The organism is Allonocardiopsis opalescens, from assembly GCF_003002095.1.
Lineage (GTDB): Bacteria > Actinomycetota > Actinomycetes > Streptosporangiales > Streptosporangiaceae > Allonocardiopsis > Allonocardiopsis opalescens.
In genome coordinates this window covers 1516440-1528386 of the sequence record NZ_PVZC01000001.1, presented here as the reverse complement: position 1 = coordinate 1528386, position 11947 = coordinate 1516440, and the positions used below count along the sequence as shown (strand labels likewise).

Sequence of the window (11947 nt, the reverse complement as noted above, 5' to 3'; positions counted from 1 at the left end):
ACGCGGCCCGCTCAGCCGACGGCGCTGCGCTCCAGTTCGCGGGCGAGCGACCCGGGGACGCGGGCGGTCAGGCGGGTGCCGTCGCCGGTGTGCTCGGTGCTGAGCACGCGCCCCTGCTCGTGCGCCCGGGAGACGAGGTCGCCCCGGGAGTACGGCACCAGCACGCACACCTCTTCGTCCAGCACCGGCAGCGCGCCGGCGACCGCACGGGCCAGGACGTCCATTCCCGCTCCGGTCCTGGCGGAGACCTCGATCAGCCCGGGCTCGCGGCGGCGCAGCCGCTCGAGGGTCAGCGGGTCGGCCTGGTCGGTCTTGTTGACGACCACGATCTCGGCGACGTCGCCCGCGTCGATGTCGCCCAGCACCTCGCGCACCGCGCTGAGCTGCGACTCGGGGTCGGGGTGCGAGCCGTCGACCACGTGCAGCACGAGGTCGGCGTCGGAGACCTCCTCCAGGGTGGAGCGGAACGCCTCCACCAGCTGGTGCGGGAGGTGGCGGACGAAGCCGACCGTGTCGCTGAGCGTGTAGACGCGGCCGTCGGGCGTGCGCGCCCGGCGGACGGTGGGGTCGAGGGTCGCGAACAGCGCGTCCTCGACCAGCACCCCGGCACCGGTCAGCCGGTTCAGCAGCGAGGACTTGCCCGCGTTGGTGTACCCGGCGATGACCACCGAGGGCACCTGGCGGCTGCGGCGGCGGTACCGGTTCGCCTCGCGGGTGTTCTTCATACCGGCCAGCTGCCGGCGCAGCTTCGCGATGCGGGTGCGGATGCGCCGGCGGTCGGTCTCGAGCTTGGTCTCACCGGGACCGCGGGTGCCGACGCCGCCGCCCACGCCGCCGGCGCGGCCGCCGGCCTGCCGGGACATGGCGTCGCCCCAGCCGCGCAGCCGGGGCACCAGGTAGTTGAGCTGGGCCAGCTCGACCTGGGCGCGGCCCTCGCGGCTGCGGGCGTGCTGGGCGAAGATGTCCAGGATCAGGGCGGTGCGGTCGACGACCTTGACCTTGACGATCTCTTCGAGCTGGCGCAGCTGGCCGGGGGTCAGTTCGCCGTCGCAGATCACCGTGTCGGCCCCGGACGCGGCCACGATCTCGCCCAGTTCGGCCGCCTTGCCGCTGCCGACGTAGGTGGCGGGGTCGGGCTTGGGGCGGCGCTGGATCAGCCCGTCGAGCACTTCGGAGCCGGCCGTCTCGGCCAGCGCCTTCAGCTCGAACAGGGAGTTCTCCGCGTCGGTGAGGCTGCCGGTGGTCCACACGCCGATCAGCACCACGCGCTCCAGGCGCAGGGACCGGTACTCGACCTCGGTGACGTCCTGGAGTTCGGTGGACAGGCCCGCCACCCGCCGCAGCGCCTGGCGCTCCGCGAGTTCGAGCTGCTCTCCGTCGTAGTCCTGGGCCGGCAGGGAGCGGTCGGTCAGCGGGTCGACCAGCTCGTCGTCGAAGGGGTTCTGAGCCGTGGCGGCGGAAGTTACCGGAAAAGTCATCGTGTCCTTTGCAACGCGTTCCGCCCGCCGGGATGTTCCCGGCGGCGGGCGGTGGTGCCGCATCCACTGTCGGACGATTGCGCGGCCGGTGCAAGAGGTTTTGGCCGCGCGCCGCACATCCGTCCGGCGTCGGGCGCGGCCCGGCGGGCGGACGCGTTCGGCGGCGGCGTCCCGCCGGAGAAGATCGGCCGATTTCCCCGCCGCGTGATCGCGCGCCGTCCTTCTCGGCCAGGGGCTTTGACCGCCTCCGAAACCGGTGGGTAACGTCACTTTCGCATCCCAGAACTGAGTTTCCACTGTGCGGAAGGTGTTTCACCATGGCTGCACCCCAGGGTGTTGAGATCACCGGCCCCCTGCTGGACCGCTTCGACGAGATCCTGACCGCCCCCGCCCTGGAGTTCGTCGCCGAGCTGCACCGCCGCTTCGGCCGCCGCCGCGGCCAGCTGCTCGCCGCCCGCGCCGAGCGCCAGGAGGCGATCTCCCGTGGCGGCACCCTGGAGTTCCCCGCCGCCACCAAGCACGTGCGCGAGGACCCCGCCTGGCGGGTCGCGCCGCCCGCGCCCGGGCTGGAGGACCGCCGGGTGGAGATCACCGGCCCCACCGACCGGAAGATGACGATCAACGCGCTGAACTCCGGCGCCAAGGTCTGGCTGGCCGACTTCGAGGACGCCAACACTCCCCACTGGGAGAACGTGGTCGACGGCCAGCTGAACCTGCGCGACGCCCTCGACCGCACCATCGACTTCACCAGCCCCGACGGCAAGAGCTACGCGCTGCGCCCCGACGCCGAGCTGGCCACCATCGTGGTCCGGCCGCGCGGCTGGCACCTTGACGAGAAGCACGTCCTGGTCGACGGCGAGCGCGTCGCCGGGGCGCTGGTCGACTTCGGCCTGTACCTCTTCCACTGCGCGCGACGGCAGCTGGACCGGGGTCGCGGGCCGTACTTCTACCTGCCGAAGCTGGAGAGCCACCTCGAGGCCCGGCTGTGGAACGACGTGTTCACCGCCGCCGAGGAGCGGCTGGACCTGGCGCACGGCACCATCCGGGCCACCGTGCTGATCGAGACCTTCCCGGCCGCCTTCGAGATGGAGGAGATCCTCTACGAGCTGCGCGACCACTCCGCCGGGCTGAACGCGGGCCGCTGGGACTACCTGTTCAGCATCATCAAGACCTTCCGCACCCGGGGCCGCGCCTTCCTGCTGCCGGAGCGGAACGCGGTCACCATGACGGCGCCGTTCATGCGCGCCTACACCGAGCTGCTGGTGAGCACCTGCCACCGCCGGGGCGCGCACGCGATCGGCGGCATGGCCGCCTTCATCCCGAGCAGGCGCGACCCCGAGGTGAACGAGAAGGCGCTGGCCAAGGTGCGCGACGACAAGACCCGCGAGTCCGGCGACGGCTTCGACGGCTCCTGGGTGGCCCACCCCGACCTGGTGCCGATCTGCCGCGAGGTCTTCGACGCCGTACTGGGCGAGGCCCCCAACCAGCTCGGCAGGCTGCGCGAGGACGTGCGGGTGAGCGCGGCCGAACTGCTGGCCGTGGACACCGCGGAGGGCGGCGTCACCGAGGCGGGACTGCGCAACAACGTGAGCGTCGCGCTCCAGTACCTGGCCTCCTGGCTGGGCGGCAGCGGCGCCGTGGCGATCTTCAGCCTGATGGAGGACGCCGCCACCGCCGAGATATCGCGCTCGCAGATCTGGCAGTGGCTGCACAACGACGTCGTACTGGACGACGGCCCCCGGGTGACCCCCGAACTGGTGGACAGGATCATCGGCGAGGAGCTGGCCTCGATCCGGGCGGCGCTGGGCGAGGGCTACGACGCCGAGCGCTTCGACGGCGCCGTGGCGCTGTTCCGGCAGGTCGCGCTGGCCGACGACTACGCCGACTTCCTGACGCTGCCCGCCTACGAGCGGCTGCCGTAGCGGCGGCCGCCGCGAAGCGCCACCATGGAGGCGTCCGCCCGCCCGACGTGCCCGGTGCGCGGCGGGCCCCGGACCGGCCCGCGCCGGGCGACGCCCGAGGAAGGGGAGGAGCCCCGATGACCGACCTCGCGCCGCTCGTGCCGCGGCTGCGCGCGATCTGCGGCGACGACGGGGTGGTGACCGACGAGACCCGGCGCCGCACCTACGAGAGCGACGGCCTCACCTACCACGCGGCCGTGCCCGGCCTGGTGGTGCTGCCGACCACAACCGAGCAGGTCGCCGCCGTGGTGCGGCTGTGCGGTGAGCACGGCGTGCCCTTCGTGGCGCGCGGCTCGGGCACGGGCCTGTCGGCGGGCGCGCTGCCGCTGCCCGAGGGCGTGCTGATCGTGACCTCGCGGATGCGCCGGGTGCTGCGGGTCGACCCGGTCGAGCAGCTGGCCGTGGTGGAGCCGGGCGTGTTCAACCTGGCGGTCACCACGGCGGCGGCGCCGTACGGCCTGTACTACGCGCCCGACCCGTCCAGCCAGCAGGTGTGCTCGGTGGGCGGGAACGTCGCCGAGAACTCCGGCGGCGCGCACTGCCTGAAGTACGGCTTCACCGTCAACCACATCCTGGGCCTGGAGGTGGTCACTCCCGACGGCGAGATCGTGCAGCTGGGCGGCGGCCCCGACGCCCCCGGCTACGACCTGGTCGGCGCGTTCGTCGGCTCGGAGGGCACGCTCGGCATCGCCACGAAGATCACCGTGCGGCTGCTGCGGACGCCCGAGACGGTGCGCACGCTGCTCGCCGCCTTCCGCAGCACCGACGAGGGGGGCGTCGCCGTGTCCTCGGTCATCGGCGCGGGGGTGCTGCCCGCCGCGATCGAGATGATGGACGCGCTGGCCATCGAGGCGGCGGAGGCGGCCGTGGCCTGCGGCTACCCCGAGGGAGCGGGCGCGGTGCTGATCATCGAGCTCGACGGCCCGGCCGCCGACGTGGAACACGAGTTCGCCGAGGTGGAGCGGCTGTGCCGGGAGGCGGGCGCCTTCGAGGTGCGCATCGCGGCCGACGCCGAGGAGCGGGCGCGGATCTGGAAGGGCCGCAAGTCGGCCTTCGCCGCCGTGGGTCGGATCAGCCCCGCCTACATCGTGCAGGACGGCGTGGTGCCGCGAACGGCGCTGCCCGAGGTGCTGCGGCGGATCGCGGAGCTGTCGGCGCGCTCGGGCATCCGGGTGGCGAACGTGTTCCACGCGGGCGACGGCAACCTGCACCCGCTGGTGCTCTTCGACGACGCCGAGCCCGGAGCGGGCGAGCGGGCGGCCGAGGTGTCGGGCGCGATCCTGGACCTGTGCATCGAGCACGGCGGTTCCATCACCGGCGAGCACGGCGTCGGCGCCGACAAGGCCAAGCACATGCCGGCGATGTTCTCCGCCGACGACCTCGACACCATGCAGCTGCTGCGCTGCGCCATCGACCCCAGGTCGCTGTCCAACCCCGGCAAGGTCTTCCCCACCCCCCGGCTGTGCGGCGAGGTGCCCGGGGTGCGGCGCGGCGTCCACCCGTTGGTGGCGTCAGGCCAGGCGGAGCAGTTCTGATGGCGGCGAGCGCACACCCGCGCGACACCCCCCGCGGCAGCACCACCACCGGCCGCGGCCGTCGCCGCCACGCCCTCCCCCATCCCCCTCCCGCCCAGGGGGGCAGCCCCTACACCCATTCTTCCGCCGCCACGCCGGCGGCGGCCAGGGCGAAGCGGAGGCTGTGGACGAGCACGACCGTTCCGGGCGGCCTGTGGACGGACGGTGTGCGGACGGCAGCACGATGTGGTAACGGGACGGCTGGCGAGGGAGGCGGCATCGGGTGGGTGACAGGATGACCGCGGTGGACGCAGGCGACCGCGCCGTGCTGGCCGCGCTGGACGGCACCGGCGCGGCGGCCAGGGCGGCCGGGCCCGGCGACGCGGTCGCCGGGGTGCCGCCCCGGTTCGTGGCCGAGCCCGCCGACCTCGCGCAGGCGGCCGCCGTGATGCGGGTCGCGCACGACCACGGCCTCTCCGTGGCGCCGCGCGGCAGGGGCACCAAACTGGACTGGGGCTACCCGCCGAGCCGCTGCGAGCTCGTGGTGGACACCCGCCGGATGGCCCGGGTGGTCGAGCACGCCGCGGGAGACCTGGTGGTGCGGGTCGAGGCGGGCCTGCCCCTGGACGAACTCCAGGACCTCCTCGGCGCGGCCGGGCAGCGCCTCGCCCTCGACGTGCCGCTGCCGGGCGGCACGGTAGGCGGCGTGCTGGCCACCGCTCTCTCCGGGCCGCGCCGGCTGCTGTACGGCACCGCGCGCGACCTCCTCATCGGGATCACGGTCGTCCGCGCCGACGGCACCGTCGCCCGCTCCGGCGGGAAGGTGGTCAAGAACGTGGCCGGATACGACCTCGGCAAGCTCTACACCGGCAGCTACGGCACCCTCGGCCTGATCGCCGACGCCACCTTCCGGCTGCACCCGCGTCCGGCCGCGCAGCGCTTCGTGCTCGCGGAGGCCGACACGCCCGAAACGGCCCAGCGCTGGGTGGCGGCCGTCCGCGCCTCCTCGGTGGTGCCGACCGCCGTGGAGCTGGACCGCGCCGGGGGCGGCGGGCCCACGGCCGTCGCCGTCCTGGTCGAGGGCGCCGCGGCGGGGGCGGGTCCGCGCGCCGGCCAGGTGGCGGCCCTGCTCGGGGCCGGCGCGTCCGTGCGCGAGGAGGCGCCGCCGTGGTGGAACCGGTTGCCGGGCCGGCCGGGCGGCCTCCTGCTGCGGATCGGCTGCCCCACCGGCGCCGTCGCGGGCGTGCTGGCCGCACTCGACCGCGCGGGCGCGTCCGCCGTGCGCGGCTCGGCGGGCACGGCGTCGCTGTTCGCCACTCCCCCGGAACCGCTGCCGTCCGCCGAGGACCCGGCCGGGTGGGTCGAGCGGGTGCGCGCCGACGTGGCCGCGCTGGGCGGCACCGCGGTCGTGCTGCGGGCGCCCGCCGGGGCCGCCGACCGGCTCGACCTGTGGGGGCCGGTGCCCGGAGCGGCGCTGATGCGCGCGATCAAGTCCCAGTTCGACCCCGATCACCGGCTGAACCCGTCCCGATTCCTAGGGTGGCGTGCGTCATGACCGAGTTCTCCTCGCCCGAGCGGCTGCTCGGCCTGGCCGACGACTGCGTGCACTGCGGCTTCTGCCTGCCGAGCTGCCCGACCTACCTGCTGTGGGGAGAGGAGATGGACTCCCCGCGCGGCCGCATCCACCTGATCCGGCAGGGGCTGGAGGCCGGCGGGATGCCGGAGGCGGCGACGGAGCACGTCGACGCCTGCCTGGGCTGCCTGGCGTGCGTCACGGCCTGCCCGTCAGGGGTGCGCTACGGTCCGCTGATCGAGGCGGCCAGGGCCGACGTGGAGGAGGCCGCGCCGCGCGGAGCCGGGGATCGGCTGCTCAGGCGGTTCGTCTTCAGCCTGTTCCCGTACCCGGAGCGGCTGCGGCTGCTGCGCGGCCCGCTGCGCGCCTACCAGGCGAGCGGTCTGCCCGCCGTGGTGCGGCGGCTCGGCTGGCTGGACCGCTTCGCTCCGCCGCTGGCCGCGCTGGAGCGGATCGCGCCGCCGCTGCGTTCGGCGCCGCGGCTGCCGGAGCGGGTGCCGGCCCGGGGGCCGCGCCGGGCGGTGGTCGGCATGCTCACCGGCTGCGTGCAGAGCGCCTTCTTCCCGCAGGTGAACGCGGCGACGGCGCGCGTGCTCGCGCTGGAGGGCGCCGACGTGATCATCCCGCGCGGCCAGGGCTGCTGCGGCGCCCTGTCGGCGCACTCCGGACGCCGTGAGGAGGCCCGGCGCTTCGCCCGGCGGCTGATCGCCCGCTTCGAACGGGCGGGCGTCGACGCGATCGTGGTGAACTCCGCCGGCTGCGGCTCGGCGATGAAGGAGTACGCCGAACTGCTGCACGACGACCCCACCTGGGCGGAGCGCGCCCGGCGGCTCGCCGGCCGGGTGCGCGACCTGTCGGAGTTCCTGGTGGAGCTGGGCCCGGTGGCGCCGCGCCACGAACTGGCGGCCACCGTCGCCTACCACGACGCCTGCCACCTCTCCCACGGCCAAGGGGTACGCGCCCAGCCCCGCGCGCTGCTGGCCGGAGTACCGGGGCTGCGGCTGGCCGAGATCGAGGAGCCCGCCGTCTGCTGCGGCTCGGCCGGGGTGTACAACGTGCTGCAGCCGCGGGCCGCCGCCGATCTGGGCGAGCGCAAGGCGAGGAACGTGGCCGCGACCGGCGCGCAGCTACTGGTGGCGGCGAACCCGGGCTGCACCCTGCAGATCGCCTCGGCGCTGCGCCGCCAGGGCACCACGATGGCGGTGGCGCATGTGGTAGAGGTGCTGGACGCCTCGCTGCGCGGCCGGAGCGTACGCTCCCTGATCGCCGAGCGCCCCCTGCCCTCCGCCACTGGAACGGAGTCGCCATGACGGCCGCACCCGCACCGCGAAGACCCCCGTCCACCCACCGCCCGTCCACCCACCAGAGCCCGCCGGCACGCCCCGCCCCCTCCTCTTCCCCCGCCCGCCCAGGGGGGCGACCCCGATATCCATTCTCCCGCGACACCGTGCGCCGCGGTGAGGGACCGCGGGTACCTGTGGACAACTTCAGGCTCCGGCCCGGGGCTGTGGACGACTCCCGGCTCCGGTCGCTGGCCGCCTTGGACGCGCTCGGACGCCGACTGCGGGCCATCGACGCCTTCGGCCCCCGGCCGCGGCCTGTTGTCACCCTCGCCTCCCGGCCGCAGCCTGCCGACACCCTCGGTCCCCGGCCGCAGACTGCCGGCATCCCCGAGCCCCGGCCGCGGGCTGCCGCCCCCCTCGGTCCCCAGCCCCAGGCCGCCGACGCCCCCGCCCCCCGCCCGCGCCCCGCGGCGCCCCCCGGGCCCGGGTCCCAGGTCGTCGCCGAGTGGACGGGAGCAGGCGCGTGAACGACTCCGACGGGCGTGCCGACGGCGGCGCGAGGAACGCCGTGGCCGCGGCGGAGGGGGGCGCGGGGCGGCGCGGCGACGGGGTGCAGTCGGTGGAGCGGACGCTCGATGTGCTCGAGGCGCTGGCGGCGGCCGGCGGGCAGCTGGGGCTCTCGGAGATCTCCGCCCGCACCGGGCTGCCCTACGGCACCACGCACCGGCTGCTGCGCACCCTCATCGACCGCGGCTACGTGCGGCAGGACGCCGACCGCAAGTACGCGCTCGGCGCGGCCCTGCTGCGCCTGGGCAACGCCACCGAGCAGCTCTTCGGCAGCTGGGCCGGGCCCTACCTGGCCCGGCTGGTGGAGCTGTCCGGTGAGACCGCGAACCTCGCGGTCATGGAGGGTGACGCGGTGGTCTACGTGGCGCAGGCGTCTTCGCCGCGGTGGCTGCGGATGTTCACCGAGGTCGGCCGGCGGGTGCTGCCGCACTGCACCGCCGTCGGCAAGGTGCTGCTGGCGGAGCGGACCGACGCCGAGTGCGCGGCCCTGCTGCGCCGCACCGGGCTGCCCCGCCACACCGCGAGCACCATCACCGAGCCGGCCGCGATGCTGGCCGAACTGGCGCGCGTCCGCACCGCCGGGTACGCGGTCGACCGGGGCGAGCAGGAGCTGGAGGTGCGGTGCGTGGCCGTGCCGGTGCGGCACCGCGGCGAGGTGATCGCCGCGCTGTCGGTGTCCGGCCCGGCCAGCCGGATGGCAGGCCACGACCTGCGCACCCTGGTCGCCCGGATGCACACCGTCGCCGAGGAGTTCAGCGCCGAGGTGCTGGGCCGGGGCTGAGGCGGCGCCCCCGCCTCAGCGCATGAAGCCGATGTCGGCGTAGTCGATCGAGAGCAGCCCCTCGGCGCCGAGGTTGGCCAGGGCCGACGGCACGGCGACGAACTCCGGCCGCTGGTACAGCGGCAGGGTGTGCCCGGCCTCCCACAGCAGCCGGTCGGCGGTGTTGAGCTGTTCGCGCGCCCGCTCCTGGTCGGTCTCGGCCACGGCCGCCGCCAGGGCCGCGTCGATCTCGGCGGAGCCGATGCGGCCGACGTTGTTGCGCCACTGCGGTTCGCCGTCGTCGCCGGGGACCGCGTCCATCCACTGGGCGCGCGACTCCGAGATGGGGAAGGCCGAGCCCACGTTGGAGAAGGCGACCAGGTCGAAGTTGCCCGGGATCACGTAGTCGCTGAACAGGGTTTCGCCGGGCACCTCCTCCAGGTCCACCTCGATGCCGACCTGGGCGAGCATGTAGCGGATCAACTCGCCCTCGGCGCGGGCGGTGCCGAAGCCCTGGGGCAGCGGCATCCGCAGCACCAGCTCCTCGCCGTCGCGCACCCGGGTCGCCGACGCCCCGTCGGAGCGCTGGTCGGCGCCGGGCGGCAGCTCCCAGCCGGCCTCCTCCAGCAGCCGCTCCGCCCTGGCGGTGTCGTAGTCGCCGAGTCCGTTGCTGGTGTCCTGGTATCCGGGCTGGCTGGGCAGCAGGAACCGGTTCTGCTGTACGGCGACCGGCCAGTCCAGCCCTTCCAGCGCCGACTCCGCCAGCACGGTGCGGTCGATCGCGGCGAAGACCGCGTGTCTGACCCGCTGGTCGGACAGGATCGGGCCGCCGCCGTTGAGCGTGACGTGCCGGATGTCGGGGGCGATGGCGCGCCGGACGGTCACCTCGTCCAGGGCGAGCGCCTGCCGGTAGGCGCTGGGGCCGGCCGGCAGCTGCACCACGTCGAGCTCGCCGTTGGCCAGCCCTGCGACCTGCGCGTCGGTGGGGACGGCGCGGAACACGATGCTGTTCAGCAGCGCGGGCTCGCCCCACCAGTCAGGGTCGCGCCGCACCGTGAGGGACTGCACGCCCGGGTCGGTGCCGGCGGGCTCGAAGGGGCCGGCGGTGACGGGGATGTCCTCGGCGTAGCCGGTGTTGAAGGCGTCGGGGTCCTCGGTGTAGGCGAGCGGCAGCAGCGGGCTGAACAGCTGGGCGTACTCGGCGTAGGGCTCGCGGAAGGTGACGACGGCCTGGAAGTCGTCGACGCCGCGCTCGACGGACGCGATCCGGTCGTAGCCGGTGCTGCCGGCGATGCGGTAGTCGCCGTCTTCCCCCGACAGCGCCTCGGCCTGGCCCGCGTAGTCGCGCCAGGTGATGGGGCTGCCGTCGGACCAGCGCGCCTGCGGGTTGAGGGTCAGGGTGAGGGTCTGGCCCTGGTCCAGGTCGAGATCGGCGGCGAGCACGTAGTCGGGGTCGGGTTCGGCGTTCCCGAGCTCGTCGGTGCGGTACGCGCTGGGCATCAGCGCGCCCATCACCGTCTCGACCTGCTGGGTGTTGCCGTCGATGTGGTGCGGGTTCCACTGCGAGGGCAGCATGGACAGCGCCCACAGGAGTTCGCCGCCGGGCGCGAGCTCGTCCCTGGGGACCGGATTGGTGTCGGAGGCGGGCAGGTCCGCGGCCTGTCCGGGCTCGGGTTCACCGGTGGACGCGGCGCAGGAAGCGGTCAGCGCCAGGACGGCCGCGCAGGCCAGCCAGCGCAGGCGGGTCAGCCCCGCTCTTCCTATGTCCACGGTGCACATGCCTGGATCATCGCGCCCGCAACTTTCCGTACCCGGCCGCCGCCGGCCGCCGGCGCGTTCCGCGAGACGCGCCGCCAGGGTGCGGCACGGGGAACGCGAGACTGATCACCTGCTCAACAGGCAGGCCCAAAATAGCGGCATTTGCCCGTAATGCGCAGCTCAGTCAGATTAGAGGAGTTCTGGACATTTTTCAGCCGAGCGCGGCCGTGTCGAGCTCGCCGTGCGCGACCACCACGGCGGGTCCGGTCAGCAGCGCGCGCCCGCCGTCGAGCCGCACGGTGAGCTCGCCGCCGGGCACCGTGACCTGCCAGGTGCCGTCCTCCCGGCCGGAGGCGTGCGCCGCCGCGCGCGCGACGGCGACGATCCCGGTGCCGCAGGAGCGCGTCTCGCCGGAGCCCCGCTCGTGCACCCGCATCCGCAGCCGGTCGGCGCCGTCCCGCCGGTACAGCTCCACGTTGACGCCGTCGGGGAACACCGCCGGGTCGACCGCCGGGGCGCGGCCGAGGTCCAGCGCCTCGATCGGGCCGTCGACCTCGCAGGCGAGGTGGGGGTTGCCCACCGAGACCCGCAGGCCGCGGTACGGCCGGCCCGCGATCTCGGCGGTGCCCTCGCCGAGCACGCGGGCCGCCCCCATGTCCACCGTGATGGCGCCGTCGGCCCCCATCTCGACCGTGCGCACCCCCGCCCGGGTGGCCACCGGGAAGACCGGGGCGGCCACCAGGCCCGCCTGGGCGAGGTAGCGGGCGAAGACCCGCACCCCGTTGCCGCACATCTCCGCGACGCTGCCGTCGGCGTTGCGGTAGTCCATGAACCACTCCGCCTCCTCCGCGCCGTCGGGCAGGGCGCCGCCGAGGGCCTTGGTGCGCACCACGCGCAGCACGCCGTCGGCCCCGATGCCGGCGTGGCGGTCGCACAGGGCGGCGACGAGGCCGGGGGCCAGATCGAGGCGGCCGTCGGGGTCGGGCAGGATCACGAAGTCGTTTTGGGTGCCGTGTCCTTTTGCGAAACGCATGTGACCAGGGTAAGGGCTGA

General features: G+C 74.8%; 8 protein-coding genes. 5 read left to right on the top strand and 3 right to left on the bottom strand.

Annotation, left to right across the window (positions count from 1 at the left end; translation table 11 throughout):
• Positions 1–11: 11 nt before the first annotated feature.
• Complete coding sequence (hflX, locus tag CLV72_RS06290; protein ID WP_106240652.1) at positions 12–1478, bottom strand: GTPase HflX; 1467 nt, start codon at positions 1476–1478, stop codon at positions 12–14.
• Positions 1479–1795: 317 nt separating this feature from the next.
• On the opposite strand from hflX, the gene aceB reads away from it, so the two are divergent.
• The 5 genes from aceB to CLV72_RS06260 all read left to right on the top strand — a co-directional run bounded on the left by aceB (position 1796) and on the right by CLV72_RS06260 (position 9157).
• Positions 1796–3400 carry a malate synthase A gene (aceB, locus tag CLV72_RS06285; protein WP_106240649.1) on the top strand — a complete coding sequence of 535 codons (1605 nt, stop codon included), beginning with the start codon at positions 1796–1798 and terminating at the stop codon, positions 3398–3400.
• Positions 3401–3516: 116 nt separating this feature from the next.
• Positions 3517–4974 carry an FAD-linked oxidase C-terminal domain-containing protein gene (locus CLV72_RS06280; RefSeq protein WP_106240646.1) on the top strand — a complete coding sequence of 486 codons (1458 nt, stop codon included), beginning with the start codon at positions 3517–3519 and terminating at the stop codon, positions 4972–4974.
• 274 nt (positions 4975–5248) lie between these two features.
• A complete protein-coding gene (locus CLV72_RS06275; protein WP_106240643.1) occupies positions 5249–6508 on the top strand; it encodes an FAD-binding oxidoreductase in 1260 nt (419 codons plus the stop codon).
• Positions 6505–7836 (top strand): (Fe-S)-binding protein, encoded by a 1332-nt coding sequence (locus CLV72_RS06270; RefSeq protein WP_106240638.1) that lies wholly within the window; start codon positions 6505–6507, stop codon positions 7834–7836. Before CLV72_RS06275 ends, CLV72_RS06270 begins: the two co-directional genes overlap by 4 nt.
• A 496-nt stretch (positions 7837–8332) precedes the next feature.
• On the top strand, positions 8333–9157 hold the full coding sequence (locus tag CLV72_RS06260) for an IclR family transcriptional regulator (protein ID WP_245929884.1): 825 nt from the start codon (positions 8333–8335) through the stop codon (positions 9155–9157).
• Between the two features lie 15 nt (positions 9158–9172).
• Here CLV72_RS06260 and CLV72_RS06255 read toward each other — a convergent pair whose 3' ends face one another.
• The gene (locus tag CLV72_RS06255; protein WP_245929883.1) at positions 9173–10906 is read right to left on the bottom strand and encodes an ABC transporter family substrate-binding protein; all 1734 of its coding nucleotides are present in this window, start codon (positions 10904–10906) and stop codon (positions 9173–9175) included.
• Between the two features lie 199 nt (positions 10907–11105).
• A complete protein-coding gene (gene dapF / locus CLV72_RS06250) occupies positions 11106–11927 on the bottom strand; it encodes a diaminopimelate epimerase (protein WP_106240627.1) in 822 nt (273 codons plus the stop codon).
• Between the last annotated feature and the right edge of the window lie 20 nt (positions 11928–11947).

Bases quoted from the DNA above. Each gene is read 5' to 3' on its own strand.
- aceB (WP_106240649.1), top strand. From the start codon at position 1,796: ATGGCTGCACCCCAGGGTGTTGAGATCACCGGCCCCCTGCTGGACCGC.
- hflX (WP_106240652.1), bottom strand. From the start codon at position 1,478: ATGACTTTTCCGGTAACTTCCGCCGCCACGGCTCAGAACCCCTTCGAC.
- CLV72_RS06280 (WP_106240646.1), top strand. From the start codon at position 3,517: ATGACCGACCTCGCGCCGCTCGTGCCGCGGCTGCGCGCGATCTGCGGC.
- dapF (WP_106240627.1), bottom strand. From the start codon at position 11,927: ATGCGTTTCGCAAAAGGACACGGCACCCAAAACGACTTCGTGATCCTG.
- CLV72_RS06270 (WP_106240638.1), top strand. From the start codon at position 6,505: ATGACCGAGTTCTCCTCGCCCGAGCGGCTGCTCGGCCTGGCCGACGAC.
- CLV72_RS06275 (WP_106240643.1), top strand. From the start codon at position 5,249: ATGACCGCGGTGGACGCAGGCGACCGCGCCGTGCTGGCCGCGCTGGAC.